Annotated in this window: 25 protein-coding genes; 13 read left to right on the forward strand and 12 right to left on the reverse strand. The window is 70.4% G+C overall.

Features of this window, described 5'->3' with window-relative positions; genetic code table 11:
* Positions 1-143 precede the first annotated feature (143 nt).
* On the forward strand, positions 144-1,031 hold the full coding sequence (locus ABZT49_RS30210; protein ID WP_355291732.1) for a DMT family transporter: 888 nt from the start codon (positions 144-146) through the stop codon (positions 1,029-1,031).
* Between the two features lie 247 nt (positions 1,032-1,278).
* On the forward strand, positions 1,279-1,491 hold the full coding sequence (locus ABZT49_RS30215) for a DUF4287 domain-containing protein (RefSeq protein WP_355291734.1): 213 nt from the start codon (positions 1,279-1,281) through the stop codon (positions 1,489-1,491).
* A gap of 144 nt (positions 1,492-1,635) precedes the next feature.
* Here ABZT49_RS30215 and ABZT49_RS30220 read toward each other — a convergent pair whose 3' ends face one another.
* On the reverse strand, positions 1,636-2,016 hold the full coding sequence (locus tag ABZT49_RS30220; RefSeq protein ID WP_355291736.1) for a helix-turn-helix domain-containing protein: 381 nt from the start codon (positions 2,014-2,016) through the stop codon (positions 1,636-1,638).
* A gap of 88 nt (positions 2,017-2,104) precedes the next feature.
* Here ABZT49_RS30220 and ABZT49_RS30225 point away from each other — a divergent pair, with 88 nt between their 5' ends.
* Positions 2,105-2,722 carry an NAD(P)H-dependent oxidoreductase gene (locus tag ABZT49_RS30225; RefSeq protein WP_355291737.1) on the forward strand — a complete coding sequence of 206 codons (618 nt, stop codon included), beginning with the start codon at positions 2,105-2,107 and terminating at the stop codon, positions 2,720-2,722.
* A 157-nt stretch (positions 2,723-2,879) separates the two neighbouring features.
* On the opposite strand, the gene ABZT49_RS30230 is transcribed toward ABZT49_RS30225, so the two are convergent.
* Together ABZT49_RS30230 and gloB are read right to left on the reverse strand one after the other, a co-directional pair.
* Complete coding sequence (locus ABZT49_RS30230; protein ID WP_355291739.1) at positions 2,880-3,317, reverse strand: cupin domain-containing protein; 438 nt, start codon at positions 3,315-3,317, stop codon at positions 2,880-2,882.
* A gap of 5 nt (positions 3,318-3,322) precedes the next feature.
* Positions 3,323-4,102, reverse strand: a complete 780-nt coding sequence (gene gloB, locus ABZT49_RS30235; protein ID WP_355291741.1) for a hydroxyacylglutathione hydrolase — start codon at positions 4,100-4,102, stop codon at positions 3,323-3,325.
* A gap of 221 nt (positions 4,103-4,323) precedes the next feature.
* On the opposite strand from gloB, the gene ABZT49_RS30240 reads away from it, so the two are divergent.
* Complete coding sequence (locus ABZT49_RS30240) at positions 4,324-5,070, forward strand: class I SAM-dependent methyltransferase (protein ID WP_355291743.1); 747 nt, start codon at positions 4,324-4,326, stop codon at positions 5,068-5,070.
* Positions 5,067-5,789, forward strand: coding sequence for a MarC family protein (locus ABZT49_RS30245; RefSeq protein WP_355291745.1), 723 nt, complete (start codon positions 5,067-5,069; stop codon positions 5,787-5,789). The genes ABZT49_RS30240 and ABZT49_RS30245 overlap by 4 nt, the downstream gene beginning before the upstream one ends.
* On the opposite strand, the gene ABZT49_RS30250 is transcribed toward ABZT49_RS30245, so the two are convergent.
* Positions 5,755-6,786, reverse strand: a complete 1,032-nt coding sequence (locus tag ABZT49_RS30250; protein WP_355291747.1) for an alpha/beta hydrolase — start codon at positions 6,784-6,786, stop codon at positions 5,755-5,757. The two genes, ABZT49_RS30245 and ABZT49_RS30250, sit on opposite strands and share 35 nt — an antisense overlap.
* Before the next feature lie 257 nt (positions 6,787-7,043).
* On the opposite strand from ABZT49_RS30250, the gene dapB reads away from it, so the two are divergent.
* The 3 genes from dapB (at position 7,044) to ABZT49_RS30265 (ending at position 8,981) form a co-directional block, all read left to right on the forward strand.
* Entirely contained in the window at positions 7,044-7,841 is a 798-nt protein-coding gene (gene dapB / locus ABZT49_RS30255; protein WP_355291749.1) for a 4-hydroxy-tetrahydrodipicolinate reductase, read from the forward strand.
* Between the two features lie 35 nt (positions 7,842-7,876).
* Positions 7,877-8,500, forward strand: a complete 624-nt coding sequence (locus ABZT49_RS30260) for a 2,3-bisphosphoglycerate-dependent phosphoglycerate mutase (RefSeq protein ID WP_355291751.1) — start codon at positions 7,877-7,879, stop codon at positions 8,498-8,500.
* A 136-nt stretch (positions 8,501-8,636) separates the two neighbouring features.
* Positions 8,637-8,981: a CsbD family protein gene (locus ABZT49_RS30265; protein WP_355291753.1), complete on the forward strand. Its 345-nt coding sequence runs from the start codon at positions 8,637-8,639 to the stop codon at positions 8,979-8,981.
* Between the two features lie 12 nt (positions 8,982-8,993).
* Here ABZT49_RS30265 and ABZT49_RS30270 read toward each other — a convergent pair whose 3' ends face one another.
* The 5 genes from ABZT49_RS30270 to ABZT49_RS30290 form a co-directional block, all read right to left on the reverse strand.
* Positions 8,994-9,317, reverse strand: a complete 324-nt coding sequence (locus ABZT49_RS30270) for a hypothetical protein (protein ID WP_355291755.1) — start codon at positions 9,315-9,317, stop codon at positions 8,994-8,996.
* Between the two features lie 129 nt (positions 9,318-9,446).
* Positions 9,447-10,253, reverse strand: coding sequence for a YfdX family protein (locus ABZT49_RS30275; RefSeq protein ID WP_355291757.1), 807 nt, complete (start codon positions 10,251-10,253; stop codon positions 9,447-9,449).
* 267 nt (positions 10,254-10,520) lie between these two features.
* Complete coding sequence (locus ABZT49_RS30280; RefSeq protein WP_355291759.1) at positions 10,521-11,306, reverse strand: 3-hydroxybutyrate dehydrogenase; 786 nt, start codon at positions 11,304-11,306, stop codon at positions 10,521-10,523.
* A gap of 24 nt (positions 11,307-11,330) precedes the next feature.
* Positions 11,331-12,074, reverse strand: coding sequence for an acetoacetate decarboxylase (locus ABZT49_RS30285; protein ID WP_355291761.1), 744 nt, complete (start codon positions 12,072-12,074; stop codon positions 11,331-11,333).
* 126 nt (positions 12,075-12,200) lie between these two features.
* Positions 12,201-13,337 (reverse strand): patatin-like phospholipase family protein, encoded by a 1,137-nt coding sequence (locus ABZT49_RS30290; protein WP_355291763.1) that lies wholly within the window; start codon positions 13,335-13,337, stop codon positions 12,201-12,203.
* Positions 13,338-13,593: 256 nt separating this feature from the next.
* Between ABZT49_RS30290 and ABZT49_RS30295 the strand changes: the two genes are divergently transcribed.
* Positions 13,594-14,547, forward strand: a complete 954-nt coding sequence (locus ABZT49_RS30295) for an acetyl-CoA carboxylase carboxyltransferase subunit alpha (RefSeq protein WP_355291765.1) — start codon at positions 13,594-13,596, stop codon at positions 14,545-14,547.
* A 506-nt stretch (positions 14,548-15,053) separates the two neighbouring features.
* On the forward strand, positions 15,054-16,637 hold the full coding sequence (locus ABZT49_RS30300; protein WP_355291767.1) for a murein L,D-transpeptidase family protein: 1,584 nt from the start codon (positions 15,054-15,056) through the stop codon (positions 16,635-16,637).
* A gap of 145 nt (positions 16,638-16,782) precedes the next feature.
* On the opposite strand, the gene nhaA is transcribed toward ABZT49_RS30300, so the two are convergent.
* Positions 16,783-17,991 carry a Na+/H+ antiporter NhaA gene (gene nhaA / locus ABZT49_RS30305; protein WP_355291769.1) on the reverse strand — a complete coding sequence of 403 codons (1,209 nt, stop codon included), beginning with the start codon at positions 17,989-17,991 and terminating at the stop codon, positions 16,783-16,785.
* Between the two features lie 45 nt (positions 17,992-18,036).
* Positions 18,037-18,684, reverse strand: a complete 648-nt coding sequence (tlpA, locus tag ABZT49_RS30310; protein WP_355291771.1) for a thiol:disulfide interchange protein TlpA — start codon at positions 18,682-18,684, stop codon at positions 18,037-18,039.
* Between tlpA and argH the strand changes: the two genes are divergently transcribed.
* The gene (gene argH, locus ABZT49_RS30315) at positions 18,683-20,074 is read left to right on the forward strand and encodes an argininosuccinate lyase (protein ID WP_355291773.1); all 1,392 of its coding nucleotides are present in this window, start codon (positions 18,683-18,685) and stop codon (positions 20,072-20,074) included. The genes tlpA and argH overlap by 2 nt on opposite strands.
* Before the next feature lie 226 nt (positions 20,075-20,300).
* The gene (locus tag ABZT49_RS30320; protein WP_355291775.1) at positions 20,301-21,083 is read left to right on the forward strand and encodes an SDR family oxidoreductase; all 783 of its coding nucleotides are present in this window, start codon (positions 20,301-20,303) and stop codon (positions 21,081-21,083) included.
* A 275-nt stretch (positions 21,084-21,358) separates the two neighbouring features.
* Here the strand turns inward: ABZT49_RS30320 and ABZT49_RS30325 are convergent, their stop codons facing one another.
* A complete protein-coding gene (locus ABZT49_RS30325; protein ID WP_355291777.1) occupies positions 21,359-22,525 on the reverse strand; it encodes a complex I NDUFA9 subunit family protein in 1,167 nt (388 codons plus the stop codon).
* Positions 22,526-22,978: 453 nt separating this feature from the next.
* Between ABZT49_RS30325 and ABZT49_RS30330 the strand changes: the two genes are divergently transcribed.
* Positions 22,979-24,295 (forward strand): hypothetical protein (locus ABZT49_RS30330; protein WP_355291779.1); only part of this gene is annotated, 1,317 nt, incomplete at its 3' end.

Genomic DNA, 24,295 nt, shown 5'->3' on the forward strand with positions numbered 1-24,295 from the left:
AACCGGAACTCGGACCAGGCTGACCCGCCGCCCCACCTCGACACGCGCGCTCCTGCGCCAGCCGTGAAATCAAGCCCCAACCCGACAGGCTGCTAGCCGATTTCCGGGTGAGCCGGCAGGCCCGGTCATGCTAGGCCCGGGGCATGACGATCCGCTCCGCCACCCTGATCGGCTCCGGCGCCATCCTGCTCTGGTCGCTGCTCGCCCTGTTCACCGCCGCCTCCGGCGCTGTGCCGCCGTTCCAGCTCGCCGCCATGACGTTCCTGGTCGGCGGGCTCCTCGGCTGCGCCAGCTGGATCGTGCGTCCCTCGGGGCTGTCGGCCCTGCGCCAGCCCCTCTCGGTCTGGGCGCTCGGGATCGTCGGGCTGTTCGGCTACCACGCGCTCTACTTCGCGGCCCTGCGCCTCGCGCCGCCGGCCGAGGCCGGGCTCATCAGCTATCTCTGGCCGCTCCTGATCGTGCTGTTCTCCGCCCTCCTGCCAGGGGAGGGGGGCCTGCGCGCGGCGCATCTCGCCGGGGCGCTGCTCGGTCTCGCCGGCGTCGTCACGCTCTTCCTCGGCCGCGGCTCGCTCAGCTTCGAGGCGGCTGCGCTCCCGGGCTACGCCGCGGCGCTCGCCTGCGCCTTCCTGTGGTCGGGCTACTCGGTGCTGTCGCGCCGGGTCGGCGCCGTACCGACCGACGCGGTGGCGGGCTTCTGCCTCGCGACGGCGGCTTTAAGCCTTGTTTGCCACCTCGCCTTCGAGCGGACCGTGTGGCCGGACGGGCCAGCGCAATGGGCGGCGGTCGCGGCGCTCGGCCTCGGCCCGGTCGGGGCGGCGTTCTACCTCTGGGACATCGGCGTCAAGCGCGGCGACATCCGCCTCCTCGGCGTCGGCTCCTACGCCGCGCCGGTGCTCTCCACCCTGATTCTCGTCGCCGCGGGCTACGCGCCGGCGACGTGGTCGCTGGCGCTGGCCTGCGGGCTCATCGTGGCCGGGGCGCTGGTGGCGACGCGGGCGGGGGCTGGGAGGAAGGTGATCACGGAGGGATGACAGCGGGGGCCGGGCGACGTTCCGACCAAGGCGGCTTGAGGTCTTCTTTTTGACTCGTTTCAGCCATTCCGGATGTCACGCTCGGATGTCGGACATGTTGGCTGACACTTGCCGTTGACGAGCACTTCATGGGTCTGCTGGTGACCCATTGCTGACTCGGTAGGCATATCGCGTCGTCCTGGAGTTGCAGCCTGGGCGACATGCGTCGAAGCTGCCGCCGACCAATTCATGAGGAGGACGGCCATCCGTGTCCACCGAACCCATCAAGGGACCGGCCTCGTACTTCCCATCCATCGAGAAGAAGTACGGCCGCCCGATCGGAGAATGGCAGCAGATCGTCCGGGATCGGCTTCCAGCGAAACACATGGACCTCGTGTCGATGTTGAAGGCCGAGCATGGCATGGGCCACGGCCACGCCACCGCGATCGTTGCCTATGTGCTGTCCAAGGAAAACGCATAGATCGCTCGACCGCCAACGTGGTGTGCCCACTTCGCGTCCGGTGCGGATTCTCCTGTTGGCGCTGAGCATTGATCCAAGTTGACTGATTGCGAGCCATTTAGCTTGAGCTTTCAGTCAAGCCTCTCAGGCAGTTAAATTCTGTATTCAGGGCGCATCTATCTGGGCATCGTAGCGAGCCTGTGCGGCATCGATCTGCGCCAAGTGTCGGAAAGCCCAGGTGCCGAGAGCTTGAACCGGCTCAGCGAGGGAGTGGCCCATCTCGGTGAGTTCGTAATCCACCCGTGGGGGTATGGATGGCGTCACCATTCGGCTCACGAGCCCATCTCGCTCAAGATTCCTCAATGTCAAAGTTAGCATTCGCTGCGAAATGCCGCCGATTCCTCGCTTCAACTCGCTGAAACGACACGATTTCTGGCGCAGAAGCATAATTACTAACACGCTCCACTTGTTGCCGATGCGTGAAAGAACCTGAGAGGCCTTCATGCATTCGGCTGAGTGATGCGAGTAGGGGGCGGTTACATCCATGTTACCTCGGTATCATTCATGTGCTGTCTTGCAGGCTTCAACCAAGCACATATCATAACCAAGTCACAAAACGGAACTCGGTTCTCCAATGAAACTTTTGCATATCGACGCCAGCATCCTCGCTGGCGGGTCGGTCTCGCGCGATTTGTCCGCCCTCATTGTCGAACGGCTCACCGCGGGTGCTCAGGTCGAGGTGACTTACCGCGATCTCGTCGCCGACAACCTGCCCCATCTCACGCCGGCGACGCTGCCGAGTGCGCACCCGGTCTCCGCCATGGCGGGGCCGCTCGACGCCGCCGCACAGGCTGACCGCGACGCCAGTGACCGGATGCTGGAGGAGTTCCTCGCTGCCGATGTCGTCGTGATTGGCGCGCCGATGTACAACTTCACCATCCCATCTCAGCTCAAGGCGTGGATCGACCGCCTCGCCGTGCCGGGTAAGACCTTCAGCTACAGCGCGAACGGCCCGGTGGGCTTGGCCGGTGGCAAGCGCGTGATCGTTGCCGTGGCTCGGGGCGGTTTCTATGGTCCGGAAAGCGCAGCGGCTTCGGCCGAGCACGCGGAGAGCTATCTGAGGTCTGTCTTCGGCTTCATGGGCATTACACAGCCGGAATTCATCTTGGCCGAGGGGCTTGCAGGGGGCGATCACAACAAGGCGAAGGCGCTCGCCTCAGCCCGGGACGCAGTCCAGCAACTCGCAGCCTGACAAGCGGACAGCAAGTCCGCTCCTACGAGGAGACCTCGCCATGATTGGCGGATCGTATGGTTCGGTCGATACTCCAGGGGCGAGGTTCTCAAGCTGCGAACGACCGCCCTCACCCATAGCGGACGTTCGCAGGACAAGGCTCACCAAAAAATAATCGTCACCCCCGCGGCATCGGCCGCCAATCCGGCGGTGCCATCTCGAAGCCCTCGAACCGGAATCCCGGCGCCACGGTGCAGCTCACCAGCGTCCAGGCCCCGAGGCTGGTCGCCGTCTGCCAGTGATGGGCCGGCACCACGATCTGGGGCCGGTGGCCCCGGGCGAGGTCGGGGCCGAGATGGCGCGCCTCGGCGTCGTGGCCGTTGGGGCTGGTGGTGATCACCATCGGCGCCCCCGCATGCCAGAGCCACACCTCCGTCGCGTCGACCCGGTGCCATTCCGAAGTCTCGCCGATGTCGAGCAAGTAGTAGATCGCCGTCGAGGCCGGGCGCCCGTCGATCTCGTTCGGATCGCGGAACGTCTCGCGAAAGTGCCCGCCCTCCGGGTGGGGCTTGAGGTCGAGCAGGCGCACGACCTCCGATGCGGTGAGGTGTTGCATGGGCGTCAGAACCGGTTCTTCCACTCGCGCAAAGCCGTGAACACCGCCGCCGGGTCGGCGCCGGGCTCCATCCCGACGGCGCGGGCGAGCGCCGGCTCGGTGGCGCGCAGGAACGGGTTGGTGGCCTTCTCCTCGCCGAGCGTCGTCGGCACCAGGAAGCGCCCTTCTACCTTGGCCGTCTCGGCGAGCGCCGCGCGGTCCTTCAGGTTCCGGTTCTCCGGCTCGGCGGCGAGAGCGAAGCGGGCATTCGACAGGACGTAGTCGTGCCCGGAATAGATCACCGTCTCGTCGGGCAGCGCTAAGAATCGCGACAGTGAGCGCCACAGCACCTGGGGCGGGCCCTCGAGCACCCGGCCGCAGCCGAGGGTGAACAGGGTGTCGCCGGCGAACGCGATCCCCGCCTCCTCGAACCAGTAGGTGACGTGATCGTTGCAGTGGCCGGGCGTCTCCCAGACCGCCGCCGCGAGCGAGCCTACCGTCACCACGTCGCCCTCGCGCACCGTGGCGTCGACCTGCGGCACGGCCGAGCCCGCCTTCTCGGGAGCCGTCACCCGGGCCTTTGTGCGCGCCTTCACCTCCGGGATGCCCTCGACGTGGTCGCCGTGGCGGTGGGTGACCAGGATGTCGGTGAGGCGCCAGCCGGTCTCGTCGAGGGCGCGCAGGACGGAAGCCGCCTCCGGCACGTCGATCGCCGCGCAGGCGCCAGTCGCGGGATCGCGCATCAGCACGCCGATATTGTCGCTCCGGCACGGGAAGGTGCGGATCTCGGGGCGGATCTCGGGCATCGCGGCGCTTCCTCGAAACACTCTCTCGCCGCCGGAAGATAGGGCGCCGCGGCGGCCCGCGCGAGTTGCGCGGCCGGCGAATAGCGGGGAGCGGGCGAGGCCTGGCCGGGTTGACGCCTTGCCGCGCTTCGCGCCACTCCCCATTGATGGCCTTGGCGTCCGCTGGTCTTGGCGTCCAAGGCTTCGGCGTCCATGCGCCGCTCCGCACGCCCCGGGAACCGATGAGCCTCGACGTCACCGACCTGCGCGCCTTCTACGCCAGCCCCCTCGGGGCGGTGGCGCAGCGGCTCGTCGGCCGCACGGTCCACCGCATGCTCGGCTCGGTCTCGGGCCTGCGGGTGATGGGGCTCGGCTACGCGGTGCCGTATCTCGGGCCCGTCCGGCACGCCGCCGAGCGGACCCTGGCCTTCATGCCGGCGACGCAGGGCGTGACGCACTGGCCCGGCTCGGGCCGCTCGGCCTCCTGCCTCGTCGACCCGACCATGATGCCCCTGCCGGACGCCGCCCTCGACCGGGTGCTCCTGATCCACGCCATCGAGGCGGTGGAAAGCCCGGCCGAGCTGATGCAGGAGGTCTGGCGCGTGCTGACGCCGGGCGGACGGCTGATCGTCGCGGTGCCGAACCGCCGCGGCCTGTGGGCGCGGCGCGATGCCACGCCTTTCGGCCACGGCCAGCCCTATAGCCGCTCGCAGCTCGGCCGCCTGATGCGCGACACGCTGTTCTCGCCCGAGGACTGGGCCGAGACCCTCTACGTACCCCCGGTCGAGGGCTGGCTGACGCTTCGCACCGCGAGCGCCTGGGAGCGGGTCGGCACCGGCCTGTCCCTGCCCTTCGCCGGCCTGCACGTGGTCGAGGCGACGAAGCAGCTCCACCGCCCCGTGGCGGTCCAGGCCCGCAAGGCGGCGCGCCTCAGGCCCCGGGTGCTGGCGCCGGTGCCGGTGCCCGCCCCCGTGCCGGGCGGCGCGTGATGCCGTTCCCGGGCGCGGAGGCCGCGCTGCAGAGCTTTCTCCTCGCCTTCTCGGCCCTGTTCTCGATCGTCAACCCGCCGGGCGCGGCGCTGATCTTCGCGCAGGTCACCGCCGGGCGGAGTCACGCCGAGCGCACCTGGCTCGCCCGCCGCATCGGCGTCTACGCGGCGGCCGTGATGCTGGTCTCGCTCTGGGCCGGGGCCTCGGTGCTCAGCTTCTTCGGCATCTCGCTCGCGGCCTTGCGCATCGCCGGCGGCCTCGTCGTGGCGGCGCAGGCCTGGAGCCTGCTCGCCGCGCCCGAGCAGCGCGAGGCCCGCAAGACCGCCCAGGCGGAGCCGGCGCAGGCGAGCGAGGAGCACCCTGAGCCCGCCGCGCTCGCCGAGGTGGCGTTCTTTCCCCTGACGCTGCCCTTCACCACCGGGCCCGGCACGATCGCGGTGGCGATCGCGCTCGGCGCCGGCCGGCCGGAGGGTGGGGCCGACCGGATCGCGTACCTCGCCGGGGCCTCGGCCGCCGCCCTCGTCATCGCCCTGATGGTGCTGCTCGCTTACGCCTCCGCCGACCGGCTGGTGGAGCGGCTCGGCCACGCCCGGGCCCGGGTGCTCGGGCGGCTCGCCGCCTTCCTGCTCCTCTGCGTCGGCACGCAGATCACGCTGACCGGCGTCACCGACGTGCTGGGGCCGCTCATCGCGAACGCCAGGCCAGGGTTCGGCCGGTGAGCGCCATCTGGGCATCGACCGCCCGCAGGATCCGGGCCTTGGCGAAGTAGTGGATCATGTGGCCCTGGCCCGGCAGCAGGGTGAGGGTGCTGCCCGCGAGCTCCGCGTGCAGGCGGGAGGATTGCTCGGCCGGGTCCACGATGGCGTCGGCATCGCCCGACAGGATCGCCACCGGCAGCCGCAAACCCGCGTAGCGCGGCTGCATCAGGGCGACGGCGGTGTTCATGCTGGCGGTGTCCTCGGCGCTCGCGCGGCTCTGCGTGGCCGAGAGCGAGAGCGCGACGGGGAAGCGCGCCGTGAACCGCGCCGGCACGGCCTGCGGCTTGAACACGTGGCGAAACACCTTCGGCGCCAGCATCTGCCCAACCGCCCCCGGCATCATGGCGCGGGCCGCGTCGCCGACGCCGGGCACGGCGAGCGGCGCGATCATCGCCACGTCGGCCCGCCGGCCCGGATAATAGTAGCCGGAGAGCAGCACCAGCCCGCGCAGATCGATTCCCTCGTGGACAGCCAGCGCCAGCGACACGATCGTGCCCCAGGAATGGCCGACGACCACCGGCCGCTCGACGTTCAGCCCGGCGAGCACGTGCCCGATCAGCCGCGCCTGCGCGGCGGCGGTCCAGACCCAGTGCCGCGGCCGCTCGGTGTAACCGAAGCCGGGCCGGTCGATCGCGATCACCCGGTAGGTCTTGGCGAGCTGGTCGACGAGGCCGCAGATGACGAAGTCCTCCGCCATCGTGCCGTTGCCGTGGATCAGCACCACCGGCCGGCCCTTGCCGCGGACGATGACGTGCACCCGCACCCCGTCGACCTCGATGAGGCGGCCCGGCGGCTTGTGCGCGGGCTCCTCCTTCTTCAGCGCCTCGGCGCCGCGCTGCATCATGGAGCCGGTCCGGCGCGCCGCGGCGGCGTTCGCCTGGGCGGTGGCACGCAGGATCCGGACGGCGCCGCTGGCGGCGCGGCGGGTGGCGCGCCCTGGAACGAACCGAAAGGCCATGGGATCTCCGGCGCGATGTTGCATTGCGGCATAAGATGGGGCCTTCCCGCTTCCGCGCATATCCCCCCACCCAGCCCCTCTGCCGTCGACTTTCCCTCCTCAGCCTTGCCCGCCCCAGCCTTGGCAGCATCGCCGGGCCCCTGTACGAGGCCCGGACGGGGCCGGTCGGGAGCGCGGGGCTAACCCCGACCGGGCGTCGGCGCCGATGCGCCGGGACGCCTTCGCCAGGCGAAGGCAGCTGTGAGAGGAGCGGACCCATGCGTCTCGTCGTCGTCGGCGCCTCCGGGCGCATGGGGCGGATGCTGATCCAGGCGGTGGCCGGCACCGAGGGCTGCACGCTCTCGGGTGCGATCGAGCGCGAGGGCTCGCCCGCGCTCGGCCAGGATGCCGGCCTGCTCGCCGGGCTCCAGCCCCTCGGCGTCCCGGTCACCGACGATCCGCTGCCGGTCTTCGCCGAGGCCGACGGCGTCCTCGACTTCACGGCGCCCGCCGCCACGGTGTTCTACGCCGAGCTCGCCGCCCAGGCCCGCATCGTCCACGTGGTCGGCACCACCGGCCTGTCGCCGGACGATTTCGCGAAGCTGAGGGCGGCCGCCTTCCACGCCCGCATCGTGCAGTCGGGCAACATGTCGCTCGGCGTCAACCTGCTGGCCGGCCTAGTGCGCAAGGTCGCCGCCACGCTCGGCGACGAGTTCGACATCGAGATCCTGGAGATGCACCACCGCCACAAGGTGGACGCGCCCTCGGGCACCGCGCTCCTGCTCGGCGAAGCCGCGGCGCAAGGCCGCAACGTCGCGCTCGCTGAGCGCAAGGTCGCGGTGCGCGACGGCCATACCGGCCCGCGCGAGCCCGGCACGATCGGTTTTGCCACGCTCCGCGGCGGCAGCGTCGTCGGCGAGCACAGCGTGATCTTCGCCGGCGCCGGCGAGCGCCTCGCACTCACCCACCTCGCCAGCGACCGCGGCCTCTTCGCCGCCGGCGCCGTCAAGGCCGCCCTCTGGGCGCAAACCCGCGAGCCCGGCTTCTACGGCATGGACGACGTGCTGGGCCTCTGACCCTTTTTCCCCCCGATAACGGAGCGACACGCATCATGGAGCGGCTTCTCGTCCTCGCGCGCCACGGCCAGAGCGAGTGGAACCTGAAGAACCTGTTCACCGGCTGGAAGGACCCCGGGCTGACCGAGCTCGGCGTCGAGGAGGCGCGGGCCGCCGGGCGGCGGCTCAAGGCGAAGGGCGTGCAGTTCGACGTCGCCTTCACCTCGGACCTCACCCGGGCCCAGCGCACCTGCGCGCTGATCCTGGAGGAGCTCGGCCAGACCGGCCTGCAGACCTTCGCCGACGCCGCCCTCAACGAGCGCGATTACGGCGACCTCTCGGGCCTCAACAAGGACGATGCCCGCGCCAAGTGGGGCGAGGAGCAGGTCCATGTGTGGCGCCGCTCCTACGACGTGCCCCCGCCCGGCGGCGAGAGCCTGAAGGACACCGTCGCCCGCGTGCTGCCCTACACGATGCGGGAGATCCTGCCCCGCGTGATGCGCGGCGAGCGGGTGCTGGTCGCCGCCCACGGCAACTCGCTGCGCGCCCTCGTGATGGTGCTCGACGGCCTCACCACCGAGACGATCCCCGGCCTCGAGCTCCACACCGGCGTGCCGCTGGTCTACCGGCTGAAGGACGACACCACGGTCGACACCAAGGAAGTCCTCGACCGCGACTGAGCCCGACGCCGGCGGCCGCCCCTTTCGGGGGCGGCCGCCGGCCGAGGCGCGCGGGACTATTGCCGCGCCGCCCATCCGTCCCACCTGTCGTACCATGGCGCGCCCTTCGCGCACGCCCCCGGCAAGGGAGAGACAGATGGTCGACACCGATCGCATCACCGGCGCGGCCCGCGAACTCGGCGGCAAGGCGCAATCGACCCTCGGCGACCTCGCCGGCGACCGCCGGGCGCAGGTCGAGGGCCGGTTCCGCGAGGCGCAAGGCCAGGCCGAGCACTTCGCCGGCGAGGCCCGCGACACCCTGCGCGACGCCGCCGACACCGCCATCGACTACGCCGAGGACGCCTACGAGCAGGGCCGCCGCGCGGCGCGCCACAGCGCCAGCACCGTCTCGCACTACGTCGAGGAGACCCCGCTCCTCGCGCTCTTGGTCGCCGGGGCCGTGGGCTACGGGCTGGCGCTGCTCGTGCACGGGCGGCGCTGAGACCCCGGACCCTCACCGCGCCTGCGGCAGCGGCGGCGGCTCGCCCGGCAGCGTGCCGTCGGCGAGCTGCAGGCAGGTGAGCAGGGCGACATAGGAGGGCGTGCCGCCGATCGCGCTCTCCTGCCGGCAGTTGCGCCGGTCCACGGCTGGGAAGGTCGACCAACGCCGCTGCAAGGTGTGCCGCGCTGCGCGCTCGTCGGACAGGCAGCCGCGGTAGCTCGCCGCCGATGCGTCGGGGCCGGGCCGCCGTTCCAGCGCGCAGGATTTCTCCGGCGAGAAGGCCGGGAACCCGGCACCCTGCGCCAGGACCGGTGCGGTCGGGACCGCTCCTGCCAAGATCGCTCCTGCCAGGACCGGCATCACGACCGAGAGCCGGGCCTGCCTCGACGACGACCTCCCCATCATCACCTCCCTCGGCAATGCCGCCGGCCCGGGATGCGCTTCCGGGCCGGCTCGGCGTCGCGCCTACTTCGTCACCGCCTTGCCGTCGGTCGCGCCCGCATTGCCCTGCGGGGCGGGCTTGGTGGCGGCAGTGTGGGCGGCGGCCTTCTGCGGCAGGCCGACGGCGTCGATCACGTCGAACCGCATGCCGTCCTCGGCGGTCTTCAGCGCCGCATTCGCCTCGTAGTACTTGCCCTGGCCGATCAGCGTGGCGGCCTGATTCACATCGGCGGTGGTCTTGTCGAGCGGTAGCACCGCCATCACGAAGTTCACGTCGACATGGGCGAGCTTGAGCTTCTCGATCGCGCCCTTCTGGTCGCCCTTGGCGAGGCTCTTGTTCGCTTCGTTGACCGCCGAGGCTTTCTCCGGGGTCGCGACGAAATCCTCGCCGAGGGTCATCTGGGCGTCGACCGGCACCCAGGCGACCTTGCCGGTCGCCGTCATATCCTTGGAGGCCGGCTGCGCCGCCTGCTTGTCCGCCGCATTCGTGTCCTTGGGGGCCGCCATGTCGGCCGGCGTCTTGAGGTCGGCCTCGGCCTTGGTGAACACCGCATCGTCGGTCTTCGCCTTGGCGAGCGCGGCCTGCGCCTTGCCGATCAGGCTCTTCGCCTGGGCCGGATCGGCGTCGAAGATCGCGATGCGCGCCATGTGCATGTCACGGAACGCCTGTGCGCCGTCCTTCGAGAGCTTGCCGACATCCTGGTCGATCGCCTTCTGCGCCGGCGTCTCCTGCATCGCGGTCGGCTTGGCCGCCTGGTCGGCGGCATAGGCGGCCCCGCCGAGGAACGTGGCGGCGACGAGGGCGGCGGCGACGGATTTCCGATAGGCCATGACGATGCCTCCTGCGCAATATCGACTTCGGCGGACTATCCTGCTCCGGTCGATGTTGTCTCTACATCTCGATAATACATCGCAGGGACTGACGTTGCCTGTCTATTGCATTAAAAACCGGTAATCTCAGCAATCAAACGGCATAGTTTCGCTCGGGCATGCCTCGACGGCGCGCCCCCGAACGGAAGAGCGCCCGACCGCCGGGCGGTCGGGCGCTGCGTCCCGTATCACCTATGAGCCTTCGCCCCGGGGCCGAGGCTCGGCGCCCTACTGCGCCGTCCACCCCCCATCCACCGGCAGGTTGACGCCGGTGATCTGGGCCGCGGCCTCCGAGCACAGGAACACCGCGATCGCCGCGACCTGATCGACGGTGACGAATTCCTTGGTCGGCTGGGCCTTCAGCAGTACCTCCTCGATCACCTGCTCCTTGGTCATTCCGCGGGCCTTCATGGTGTCGGGGATCTGCGCCTCGACGAGCGGGGTCCAGACGTAGCCCGGCGAGATGCAGTTGACCGTCACCTTGTGCGTCGCCAGCTCCAGCGCCGCGGTCTTGGTCAGGCCGGCGATGCCGTGCTTGGCCGCCACGTAGGCGGACTTGTAGGGCGAGGCGACGAGGGAGTGCGCCGAGGCCGTGTTGATGATCCGGCCCCAGCCCTTCTTCTTCATGCCGGGGATCGCCGCCCGCATGGCGTGGAAGGCCGAGGACAGGTTGATCGCGATGATCTGGTCCCACTTCTCGACCGGGAATTCCTCGATCGCCGAGACGTACTGGATGCCCGCATTGTTGACCAGGATGTCGACCGCGCCGAACTCCTTTTCGGCGTCGGCCACCATCTTGGCGATCTCGTCGGGCTTGGTCATGTCGGCGCCGGAATAGACTGCGCGGACATGGAACTCGGACTCGATGCCGGCCCGCTCCTTCTCAATCGCGTCCGGCTTGCCGAAGCCGTTGATGACCACGTTGGCGCCGTGTTGCGCCAGCGCCCGGGCGATGGCGAGGCCGATGCCGCTCGTCGAGCCGGTGACGAGCGCGGTTTTGGATTGCAGCGACATGGTGCAGTCTCCAGGGAAAGAAGGTCAGGCCAGGTAGTCGTGCAGCACGTGGCCGTACGGCAGGGTGAAGTCGACGATCTGGTGGCGGGCGCGCACGATCCGGCGCACCGGCAGGTCGGCGACGCGGCAATTGACGTGCGGGATCAGGTGCAGGCGGGCCTCGCCCTCCCAGGCGCCGTGGACCGTGATGTCCTGCAGGCGATAGCCGACGAGCTGCGCCACCTTCACGCCGCCATCGACGTCGGGGATCAGCTTCAGGTTGACGTTGAGCTGGCCGATGCCGTCTCTCACCTTGTCGAGCTGGTCCTCCAGGCTGCGATGCTTGTAGGTCATCGTGCCCATCGCCACCCGCTCCTCGTCGTAATGCAGGGTGCCGGTCAGCGTGTCCTTCATCACCTTGAGCCGGGGCACGCCGTACTTCTTCGGAAAGCCCCAGATCTCACGGCCGGCGGTGATCGGCGGCTCGTCGTCGAGATACATCTGGACCGAGTAGTTGCAGGGCTCGCCCTTGTAGCTGGCGACGATGGCCGACCCGCTCTCCTCGTAATCGCCGAAGCCGGAGGAATCCGGCATCTTCATCCACTCGTAATAGGCGAGGTTGCCGGGCGCGGGCTCCAGAGGCTCGGGCAGGGCAGCGCGCAAGGCGTCGGGGTCGGTCTCGTAGGTGATGATGAGGTATTCGCGCCGCAGGAAGCGGTAGGGCCCGTGCGGGTAGCTCGGGCTGAAGGCCGGCATCGAGGGCGCCTTCAGGATCTCGTCGCGGGTCATGCGGCGTTCCTTCCTCTGCTAGAGCATTTTCCGACAAAGTGGATACCGGTTCGTCGGAGGTATGCGGCAAAACAAAGACTTGGCGAGCTTCGCGATCGCAGCGCGATCGTGAAGTGCGCTAGACAATCAGTCCCGCGCGTCGCGGGTGAGGTCGAACACGGTCACGCCCAGTTCGGGCCGGCAGCGCTCGATCCAGTGGCGGTGGCGGAAGGAGCGGCGCACGTCGTTGCGCCCGGCCTTCCAGTGCTCCAGCATCGTGGTGCGCGAGAACTCGTAATCCTTGGCGTCGCTCTCGTAGTTCTTGGCGCGGTAGATCAGCTGCAGGATCGTCACCGCGTTCTGGTGACTGACCTCCGACAGGAAGGCGACGTCCGGATCCTGTCGCAGCTCGGGCGGCAGCTTGTCGAACAGGCGCCGGAACGCGGTCTTGGCCTTGTGGATCTCGATCTGGTCGTTGGTGTTGAGCCGGGTGCGGCTGGAGAAGCGGATATCCTTCTCCCGCTCGGCTGCCTCGGACAGGGTGCGGGGCACGGGGCCGCGGGCGCTGAACAGGTCGACCTGGAATACCGCGAGGTCGCGCAGACGCTCCTCGTCGAGCACGTATTGCAGCGGCGTGTTCGAGACGATGCCGCCGTCCCAGTACAATTCGCCGTCGATCTCGACCGGCGGGAAGCCCGGCGGAAGCGCCCCCGAGGCCATGATGTGCTCAGGGCCGATCCGGTCGCGGTGATTGTCGAAATAGACGAAGTTGCCGGTACGGATATTGACCGCGCCGACGCTGAGTCGCGTCTCGCGGCGGTTGATCCGGTCGAAGTCGATCAGCTCCAGGAGGGTCTGCCGCAAGGGGGCGGTGTCGTAGTAGCTGAGCGCCTGAGGCGCGCCGGCGGGGTAGAACGTCGCCGGGGGCACGCGCGGGGCGAAGAAGCCCGGCACCCCGACCGTCGCCCCGAAGGCGGCGCTCCAGGCGTTGAACACCTCCCGCGCCTGCTCGCCGGGAAACCACGGCGAGACGGTGATGGAGGACGAGACCTTGTCCCAGAACGCGCGCAGCCGCTCGACCCGGCGCTCGGGCGGGTTGCCGGCGATGAGCGCGGCGTTGATCGCCCCGATCGAGATGCCGGCGACCCAGTCGGGCGAGAGCGCGGCCTCCTGCATCGCCTCGGCGACGCCGGCCTGGTAGGAGCCGAGGGCGCCGCCGCCCTGCAGCACCAGCACCCGGCACTCGTCGCCGACCGTCTTCTCCGCCTGATCCCGCTCGTCCATCTGGCCTCCGCTGGCCGCCGCGTGAATCTCGGCGGTTAGATGATGCTGCACTGCCGCGAGACAAGCCTCGGCGCCGGTCCCGCATCGCGGGTCGCCCCGCCTTCGGGTTGACACGGGCCGGCCCCTCCGCCAAGCCTCCGCGCCGCGTAAGGCCCGGGTGGGCCGCCCGCACCGCAGGTTTTCCCCGAAGGCCCGGCTCCCGACCGCGGCCCCTTCCAAGCCCTCGCGACGCCGGCCCGACACAGCACAGGTTCCGATGCGCTCCTACCTCGACTTCGAAAAGCCCGTCGCCGAGCTCGAGGCGAAGCTCGAGGAGCTGAAGGCCCTCGGCGACCGCGACGGCGCGGTGGCGATCAGCGAGGACGTGGCGCGGCTGGAGGCCAAGGCCGCGGCGGCGCTCGCCGAACTCTATGCCGGCCTCACCCCGTGGCAGAAGACGCAGGTCGCCCGCCATCCGCAGCGACCGCACTTCGTCGATTACTGCGCCGGGCTGATCGAGGAGTTCCAGCCGCTGGCCGGCGACCGCGTGTTCGGCGAGGACGAGGCGGTGGTCGGCGGCTTCGGGCGCTTCCGCGGCCGGCCGGTCTGCGTCATCGGCCAGGAGAAGGGCGCCACCACCGAGGCCCGCATCCGGCATAATTTCGGCATGGCCAAGCCCGAGGGCTACCGCAAGGCGGTGCGCCTGATGGGGCTCGCCGGCCGCTTCGGCCTCCCCGTCCTCACCTTCGTCGACACGGCCGGCGCCTATCCGGGCATCGAGGCGGAGGAGCGCGGCCAGGCCGAGGCCATCGCCCGCTCCACGGAGGCCTGCCTCGGCCTGCCGACCCCGAACGTCACGGTGGTGATCGGGGAGGGGGGATCCGGCGGCGCCATCGCGCTCGCCACCGCCAACACGGTGCTAATGCTGGAGCATTCGATCTACAGCGTGATCTCGCCGGAGGGCGCCGCCTCGATCCTGTGGCGCGATGCCGGCCGGGCCCAGGACGCCGCCACCGCGATGAAGATCACCGCCCAGGATCTCCTGCGGCTGGGCGTCATCGACGGCATCGTGCCCGAGCCCACCGGCGGCGCCCATCGCGACGGGCAGGCCGCCATCCGGGCGGCCGGCGAGGCGATCGCGAGCGCGCTCGAGCCGCTGGCGGCCCTCGACGCCGACACCCTGCGCGACCGCCGGGCGCAGAAGTTCTTGGAGATCGGGCGGAGCCTGTGAGGCTCGGACAGTCCGACGCTGTTCATTTCATCCCACTCTCGACCTCATCCTGAGGTGCCGGAGCGCAGCGGAGGCCTCGAAGGAGGGCTCCAGGAATCGCTGAGATTTCTGGAGCCCTCCTTCGAGGCCTCCGCTGCGCTCCGGCACCTCAGGATGAGGGTGTGGATGGGAATTTTGGTGCGCGCCACATCGAGCCCATAAGCCTCCCGCGCGCTCCAACGCTTCCCGGCGCTTGCCGTCCCCATCATCCACAGCCCCGCACAACCCCCATACGCCAGACACAACCCGGCCTTCGTTTTGCCGAAGACGGGGCGGATGTCTTCACGGGTGAACCCCGTGACGCCGTGCGCCGGCTTGCTTGTCCGACGTGCCTGTTGAACGCATCCCCGCAATCTTAACCGTTCTTGCGGTAAGAGGCGGGTAAGTTTAACGAAGCTATGGGGTTGGGGAGACCGGTCCGCGGCGTCAGTGTGCCGGCGGTCCGATGGCGAGAAGGCGGGGATCCCATGGTGCGTCTGGCGGCGTTGCGTCCGGTGCTGGCGGCGAGCGGGCTCGCCGTCGCCTTGTCCCTCGGGGCGTGCCAGGATGCCGGCTTCTCGGCCGCCGGCTCGGCCCGGGCCCGCGAGCCGATCCCGCAGAAGACCGTCGCCCTGATGGCGACGAAGAACATGTCGCCCCGCGATCCCATCCTGATCCGCGCCTTCAAGAAGGAATCGGAGATGGAGGTGTGGAAGCGCGGGACCGACGGCCAGTACGCGCTGCTCAAGACCTTCCCGATCTGCCGCTGGTCGGGCCAGCTCGGGCCGAAGGTGCGCGAGGGCGACCGTCAGGCGCCCGAGGGGTTCTATCCCATCAGCATGGGCCAGATGAACCCGAACTCGTCCTACTACCTCTCCTTCGACACCGGCTATCCCAACGCCTTCGACCGCGCCAACGGCCGCACCGGCAGCTACCTGATGGTGCACGGCACCTGCTCCTCGGCTGGCTGCTTCGCGATGACAGACGAGGCGATCGCCGAGATCTACGCCATCGCCCGCGAGGCCTTCGCCGGCGGGCAGCGGGCGTTCCAGTTCCAGTCCTATCCGTTCCGGATGACGGCGCAGAACCTCGCCAAGTTCCGCAACGACCCGAACATCGGTTTCTGGAAGAACCTCAAGGAGGGCTCGGACTATTTCGAGGCCCTGCACGAGGAGCCGCGGGTCGGCGTCTGCGGCAACCGCTACGTCTTCGGCGGCCAGGACGCCGCGGCGGGCGCCTGCAGCCCGAAGGTCGATCCGGTCGTGGTCGCCAAGCGCGAGAAGGACGAGGTCGAGGTGGCCGAGCTGATCGCCAAGGGCACCGCGGCGACCCGCCTCGTCTACCAGGATGGCGGCCAGCATCCGTATTTCCGCGAGAGCGCGCCGAGCACCCAGCTCTTCGCCGAGCAGGCGCAGCCGCGGCCGAACATGGGCATCGTCAGCCGGCCCGAGGCCCTGGCGGCGGCACCCGAGGAGATCACGATCGAGCCGAAGGTGAAGCCGGTCCTGCTCGCCAAGATCGACCCGAAGCACGAGAAGGGGAAGGCCGCCGCGAAGGCGACCGCGCTCGCCTTCGCGGCTCCGGCGACAGCTCCGGCCCCGATCCCGACCCGCGAGGCCGCGGCCGCCGCCCCGGCGGGGCCGATCACCGTAGCGAGCGCCGACGGCGATCCCGCCTCCTACCGCAAGCTCCTCGGCAACCTGTTCGGCGGCGCGCCGGCCGCGCCCCCGGTCGCCCCCGCCGCCCTGCCGTCGGCCGACACCGCCCCGGTCGCGGCGATCTCGCCGGCGGCGCCGCTGCCGAAGAAGGTCACCGCCACCGCACGGTTGCATCCCGCTCCGGCCGCCCACGCGGCCGCGACCGCCAAGGTCGACGGGCTGAACCCGGGGGCCGCGAAGAAGGCCGAGGGCAAGCCGGCGGACGCCAAGGCGACGGAGTCCAAGCCGGCCGAGGCGAAGCCCGCCGCCAAGGCTGGGGAGGCCAAGACCGGAGAGACCAAGCCGGCGGAGACCGGCAAGCGCACCGAAGGGTCGAACCGCAACCGGGTCGCTGCTTCGCAGTCTGGAAACTGAGGGCGTCCGTTCGTCGCTTCCGACGAACCTGACCCCCTCCGCATCATCCCGGGGCCGCGAAAGCGGAGCCCGGGATGACCCTGTGGGGTGTCGAAGGAGCGCGCAACGAAGCCCGTCCGACATCGCGCCCGCCGCTCCGCCACTGCTACTCCGCCCCCGCCGGCCTCTCCACCCGCCGCGGCCCGAGCGACAGCACCAGGGCGCCGGCCAGCGTCGAGAGCACCGAGCCCAGGATCACCCCGAGCTTCGTCTCGGTGTCGAAGTCCGGCGCGTCGGCGAAAGCGAGGCCGCCGATGAACAGGCTCATGGTGAAGCCGATGCCGCAGAGCAGGGCCACCCCGTAGACGTGGCACCAGGTGGCACCGCTCGGCTTCTGCGCCAGCCCGGCCCGCACCGCGAGCCAGACGCCGCCGAACACCCCGACCTGCTTGCCGAGAAACAGCCCCGCCGCGACCCCGAGGGTGACGGGTGCGAGCAGAATCGCGGGCGTCACTCCGGCGAGCGACACGCCCGCATTGGCGAAGCCGAAGACCGGCAGGATCAGGAAGGCGACCCAGGGCTGTAGCGCGTGCTCCAGCCGGTGCAGGGGCGACTCGCCGTCGTCGGGCCGGCCGGGGCTCGCCCGCAGCGGTATCGCCAGCGCCAGGACCACGCCCGCCACGGTGGCGTGGAGCCCCGAGCGCAGCACCAGGAGCCAGAGCACGGCGCCGAGGATCAGGTAGGGCCCGAGCCGGCGTAAGCCCAGGCGGTTGAGCGTCGCCAGCATCACCGTCACGGCACCGGCCAGCGCCAGCATCGGCCAGGCGAGGTCGGCGGTGTAGAACAGCGCGATGATCACCACCGCCCCGAGATCGTCGAGGATGGCGAGCGCGGTGAGGAAGATCTTGAGCGAGACCGGCGCCCGCGACCCGAGCAGCGCCAGGACGCCGAGGGCGAAGGCGATGTCGGTGGCCGCCGGAATCGCCCAGCCGCGCAAGGTCGCGGGGGAGGACCAGTTGACCGCGACGTAGACGAGCGCCGGCACCGCCATGCCGCCGAAAGCCGCGATGCCCGGCAGCGCCCGGTCGGGCCAGGTGCGCAGGCCCCCATCCAGGATCTCGCGCTTGATCTCGAGCCCGACGAGCAGGAAGAACAGCGCCATCAGGCCGTCGTTGATCCAGTGCAGCAGGCTCAAGGACCCGAGCTTGGCGTGCAGCGCGCGTGCGTAGACGTCGCCGTAGGGACCGTTGGCGACGATAAGCGCGAGCACCGCGCTCGCCATCAGCACGAGGCCGCCGCCGGCGCTGCTGACGAGCAGGGTGCGCAGGGCGGAGAGCGGGCGCGGCAGGCGCCGGGGGGAGGGGATCGGATGCATGCCCCGGGGGTGCCAGGAAACCCGGGCCGGATCAACGCGAGCAGGTCACCCCCGCCCGAGCGCCGCCCGCACCAGCCTCAAGGCATCCTCGCTCGCCCATTCCGCCGGACCCTTCATCACGCCGATCCCGCAGCCGTCGCGATCGATCAGGAAGGTGGTGGGCAGGCCCACCACGTCGCCGCCCTGCTGCAACGCCGGCAGCGCCCGACCGGCCGGGTCGGAGTAGTAGGCCAGCCGCTCGATCCCGTTCTCCTGCATCCACCGCGGCGGCCGCTCAGCGTTGCGCGTATCGAGGTTGAGCGCCACCACCTCGAAATCCTGTGATCCCAGCGCCGCCTGCAGCCGGTCGAGGGCCGGCATCTCCGCCTTGCACGGCGCGCACCAAGTCGCCCACAGGTTCAGCAGCACGGTGCGGCCCTTGAGGTCGGCGAGCGTCCTTGGCTGCCCGTCCGGCCCGGTGAAGGTGATGGCGGGCGCGGGCTTCGGCCGGGGATCGACCTGGAGGGCCGCCACCTCGCCGCGGGCGAGCGGCGCGACGCGGGCGGCGGTGGCGGGCCCAAGCGGGCAGGCGCCGCCGTTGCCCCCGCCCGCAACCCCGTATAGGGCAGCCCCGAGGCCGAGGAGTGCGGCGAGCCCCCCCGCGACCAGGGCGAGGCGGGCTTTGCGCGGTGATGCGAGACGAGGTGAGGACATGAGCAACCGGATGTGGGGCGGGCGCTTCGCGAGCGGCCCCGCCGAGATCATGGAGGAGATCAACGCCTCCATCGGCTTCGACAAGCGCCTCGCCCCCCAGGACATCCGGGGCTCGCTCGCCCATGTCGCGATGCTGGGCAAGGCGGGGATCCTGCCGGCCGAGGATGTGGCGAAGATCGAGGCCGGTCTCAAGTCCGTCCAGTCCGAGATCGAGGCCGGCACCTTCGAGTTCCGCCGGGAGCTCGAGGACATCCACATGAGCGTGGAGAGCCGATTGCGCGAGATCGTCGGCCCGACGGCCGGCCGCCTGCACACCGCGCGCTCGCGCAACGACCAGGTCGCCACCGACATGCGGCTGTGGGTGCGCGACACCCTCGACGCCCTCGACGCCCAGGCCGCCGATCTCCAGCAGGCCATGGCCGAGCTGGCGCTCAAGCACGCCGGCACGGTGATGCCGGGCTTCACCCACCTGCAATCGGCCCAGCCGATCACCTTCGGCCACCACCTGCTCGCCTATGTCGAGATGCTGAGCCGCGACCGCGGCCGGTTCCGCGACGCCCGCGCCCGCCTCAACGAGTGCCCGCTCGGCGCCGCGGCGCTGGCCGGCACCTCCTTCCCGATCGACCGCCACGCCACCGCGAGAAGCCTCGGCTTCGACCGGCCGACCGCGAATTCCCTCGATTCGGTCGCCGACCGCGACTTCGCCCTGGAAGCGCTCTCGGCGGCGGCCATCGCGGCGGTGCACCTGTCGCGCTTCGCCGAGGAGATCGTGGTCTGGACCTCGGCCCAGTTCGGCTTCGTCAAGCTGTCGGACCGGTTCACCACCGGCTCCTCGATCATGCCGCAGAAGCGCAATCCCGACGCCGCCGAGCTGGTGCGGGCGAAGTCCGGCCGGATCATCGGCGCGCTGTCGGGCCTGCTCATCGTCATGAAGGGCCTGCCGCTCGCCTATTCGAAGGACATGCAGGAGGACAAGGAGGGCACCTTCGACGCGCTCCAGACCCTCTCGCTGTGTCTGGCCGCCATGGCGGGCATGGTGCGCGACCTGGAGCCGGTGCCGGACGTCCTCAAGGTGGCCGCCGGCTCCGGCTACGCCACCGCCACCGACCTCGCCGACTGGCTGGTGCGCGAGCTCGGCCTGCCGTTCCGCGATGCCCACCACGTGACCGGCCGCCTCGTCGGCGAGGCCTCGTCCCGCGGCATCGGCCTCGAGGCGCTGCCGCTCGCGGTGATGCAGGCGGAGGAGCCGCGCATCACCGACGCGGTCTTCGCGGTGCTCGGCGTCGAGAATTCGGTGGCGAGCCGTACCAGCTACGGCGGCACCGCGCCGGACAACGTCCGGGCTCAGGCGGAAGGCTGGCTGAAGCGGCTCGCCGGCGAGACGGCCTGAGCGACGTGACCCTGTCCCTCCCACCGGCAACCTCATCCTGAGGTGCTGGGCGATCGAAGATCGCACAGCCTCGAAGGAGGGCTCCAGAAGCCTCCGAGGATCCTGGAGCCCCCCTCGAGGCCCACTGACGTGGGCACCTCAGGATGAGGGCGCGGGTGGGAGGGACCGGATGCATGTGTTAGTTCCTGACAGCATCGAGTAAGCTCGGCAATTACCGGAGGAAACCATGGATCTCGGTCTCAAGGGCAAGCGCGCCCTCGTCCTGTCGTCCAGCCGCGGCCTGGGCCGCGGCATCGCCGAGGCCCTGGCGGCCGAGGGCGCGGACGTGCTGCTCACCGCCCGCACCGCCGAGCGCCTCGACGAGGCGGTGGCGGCGATCAACGCCCGCGGCCAGGGCCGTGCCTACGCCTTCGCCGGCAGCCTGAAGGAGAACGTGGAGGCGATCTACGCCGCGGCGCAGGAGCATCTCGGCGGGGTCGACATCCTGGTCGCCAACACCGGCGGTCCGCCGGCCGCCACGGCGCTGACCGTGCAGCCCGAGGCCTGGACGCCCCAGTTCGAGGCGATGGTGACCCCGGTCTTCCGCCTCGCCGGGCTGGTCCTGCCGGGCATGCGCCAAGCCGGCTTCGGCCGCATCCTGGTGGTGGCCTCGAGCGGCGTCGAGCAGCCGATCCCGAACCTCGTGATGTCGAACGCGCTGCGCGCCTCGATCGCCGGCTGGGCCAAGACCCTGGCCTCCGAGGTCGCGGCCGAGGGCGTCACCGTCAACATGATCCTGCCCGGCCGGATCGAGACCGACCGCACCGGCGAGCTGGATGCCGCCAACGCCAAAGCGCAGGGCAAGTCGCGTGACGAGATCGCCGAGGCCGCCCGCTCCGCGATTCCGGCCAAGCGCTACGGCAAGGTGCAGGAATTCGCCGACGTGGCGTGCTTCCTGGCCTCGGAGCGCGCGTCCTACGTCACCGGCAGCATGATCCGGGTCGATGGCGGGGCCGTGCGGTCGATCTGAGAGTCGCGGGAGGCTGAACGACCTTCGTCCAGCCTCCGACCCTTTCCCGGACGACCGAAGCGTCGGCGGAAGGAGATCCGGGCTCCAAGGGAGACGTGCCGCGAAGCGGCTCTGCATGCTGCACCGTTGCAGACACAAGGACGCTTCGCGACTTGTCGCGCTGGATCCCGGATCTCCTTCCACTTCGTTTCAGTCGTCCGGGAAAGGGGGATTGGTAACAAGAAAGGGCGGCCCCGCGGGACCGCCCTTCTTCATGTCGAAAATGGCGTCAGCCGTTACTGCCGTTTGCCCCAGCGCACCCCCGGTGCCGGGCCGGCACCCGCCGCGAGCTGCCCGACCGCCGGGCCCGAGGCATCGCCCGGATGGTGCTGCGAGCCCGGGCCCATCGGCTCGGGGGCCATCAGGTCCGGGGTGGCGGCCATGTCGGGGGTGCCGCGGCCGGTGGCGAACTGGCCGGCCTTGCGGAAGCGCCAGAGATAACCCGGAACCACCGCCTCGATCGCGGTCGGCGCGATGCCGATGCCCTCGATCGTCCGCCCTTCGGCCTTGGCCGCCTCCGACACGACGTTGTCGCTCTGGAGCAGGGCGACCTGGTCGCGGGTGAGCTTCAGGGTGTCGGGCAGGAGGCCGAGCGTCAGGGTGTCGACGAGCTCCATCGCCCGGGCCTGGAGCCGGGCAGCGGGGGCGGGCAGCGGCAGCACCACGCGGCTGCGCATCGTCACCTTCAGGGTGTACTCGACGAGCTGCTGCAGGGTCAGGATCTCCGGCCCGCCGAGCTCGTAGACCCGGCCGCCCTGGACCTGGCCCTCGACCGCCCGGGCGATCGCCTCGGCGACGTCGCCGGCGAAGACCGGCTGCATCCGCGCCTCGGCCCCGGCGAGCGGCAGGACCGGCAGCATCCGGGCGAGGCCGGCGAAGCGGTTGAAGAAGCTGTCGCCGGGCCCGAACACGATCGAGGGGCGGAACACCACCGCGTCGGGCCGGGCCTCGAACACCCGGGCCTCGCCGATTGCCTTCGAGCGGGCATAGGCGGAGGGAGAATTCTGGTCGGCGCCGAGCGCCGAGACGTGCACCATCGGGGCGTTCACCGCCGCCGCCGCCTGGGCGACCTCGGCCGCACCGTCGGCCTGCAGGCGCTGGAAGCTCTGGCTGCCGCTCTCCTGCAGGATGCCGACGAGGTTGACCACGATGTCGGCGTGCTCGGCGGCGCGCACGATCGAGGCCGGGTTGCGCAGGTTCGCCTGCACGCCGACGATCTGGCCGACGCGGCCGAGGGGCTGGAGGAACTGGGCGAGGTCGGGTCGGCGCACCGCCACCCGGATCCGGTAGCCGCGCTTGGCGAGCGCCCGCACCACGTGGCGGCCGAGGAAGCCCGATCCCCCGAACACGGTCACGAGCTGCGAGGCGGGTCGGGTCAGGCCGACATTGTCGAAGCCGGTCATGGTCGTGGGGTCCTTCCGCGGGTCTTGTCCGGGGAGTCGTGCTGGAGTCCTGCCGGCTCATTAGTCGAGGGGGCGGGCGCTGTGAAGCTCTTTGGGCCTGAGCCAGCCGGCTTCGGACCTGAGCCGGCCAGTCTTGGGGCCTGAGCCGGCCAGTCTTGGGGCCTGAGCCGGCCAGCTTGGGGCCTGAGCCGGCCCGCGTGGCGCCTGCCCCCGACCCGCTCGCATGGGACCATCCGTCGACGGCCTGAGCAAGAGCCCGATCGAGGGCCGGATCGCAGGCGTGACCGCGTGCCGCTGGACCGACGCCCGGCCGGTGGCGCGCACCGCCGGCCCGGTTGCTTCAGCGAAGGCCGGCGAGGCCGTGACGTCAGCGAATTCGTAAAAATATCCTTTAAATTTGACCTAAGGCCATGTAGCAAATCAATGACAAAAACCTCTAAGGGGGGCTTGGGAATGAATTCAGGCGTCGACATGCTGGCTGCCTTTATCGGCGGCGGCCTGGTTTTGCTCGCGGCGGTGTATTGGTATGCGCGTCGGCCGGCAAAGAAGCGCGCCGTCATTCCCGACCGGTCGGGCGACGAACTCGAAATATTGGCGAAAGAACTCGCGAATCTCGTCGATGTCGCACGATTCATCAATAACGGTTTTCAGGACGATAATTTTTACGCCATCAGAAGCAAGTATTTTGTCATCGCAACGCGCTTGCGAGAGCATCCGGCCTATTCACGCTACGTGGATCCGAAGCTCGGCACCGTCGCGGAGACCGGGCATGCCCTGCCGCTGAGCATGCTGCGCCCGGAGGACAAGGAATGCCTGCTCGTCAGCTTGCGGGAGATGCAGGGCTGCGTGCAGATCCTGATCGACCTCCGCGATGCCGGCTGCCTTCCGGGCTCCCCGCCCGAGGCCCGGCCCGGCCGTCCCCCGCCAACCGGCGCCCCGATCGTGCACCCGCTCCGGTGGCGTGGCCTGCGCCTCGCGACGGCGGCGGGCGCCCTCGTCCTGCTCGCCGGAGGGATTGGGCATGTGGCGCTCGGCAATTTGGCCCCCGGCGATGCGGTGGGATCCGGCGCGACCCTGCTCGCAGAGGCCCACCGGCGCCTCCGGGACGCCGTCGGCATCGAATCCGGCATCGGCGCGGCCGCCGGCCTACCGGACGATCCGGGCGCGCGGTCGCGCCGGATCGCCGCCGAGATGGGGACGCTGGACCGAGAGGTCGCTCAGCGCCGGGACGAGCTCGATGGGCTGGGCCGGGCGATGAGCGCCCTCCGGGCACAGGCGGTGGAGCAGCGCGAAGGGTTGGCCACGGCCCGCACGGAGGCCGAGGCCGGCCGGGCCGCCCTGGTCGCCCTGCGCGCCGAGATCATCGAGCAGGCCGGACGGATGGACGAGGCCCGGGCCGAGGGCGAGGCGGCGATCCGCCAGATCCGCGACCGCCTCGCCGCGCTCGGTCAGGCCGCGCAGGACAACCACGCGGCCGTCGACCGGATCGCCGGCATCGCCGACGTGATGCAGGACACGGCACGTGGCATCGAGGATGCCCGCAGCCAGCTGTCGCGCGAGCGCGTGCATCTCGCCGCCCTCACCAGCGACGGCAGCGAGGCCGACCAGAGCCTGTCCGAGATCAGGGCCCGCATCACCGCACTGAAGGTCTCGCTCGTGGGGGCGGATGGCGCCTCGACCAGGCCGGGCTCACCGCGCTCCAGCGCGGGCTCTCCGCGAAGTCATTCTAAGACGGCCCGTTCGACGGCCGCGCAGGGCCCAAACTGCGCG

It is taken from the genome of Methylobacterium sp. EM32 (assembly GCF_040593685.1).
Classification (GTDB): domain Bacteria; phylum Pseudomonadota; class Alphaproteobacteria; order Rhizobiales; family Beijerinckiaceae; genus Methylobacterium.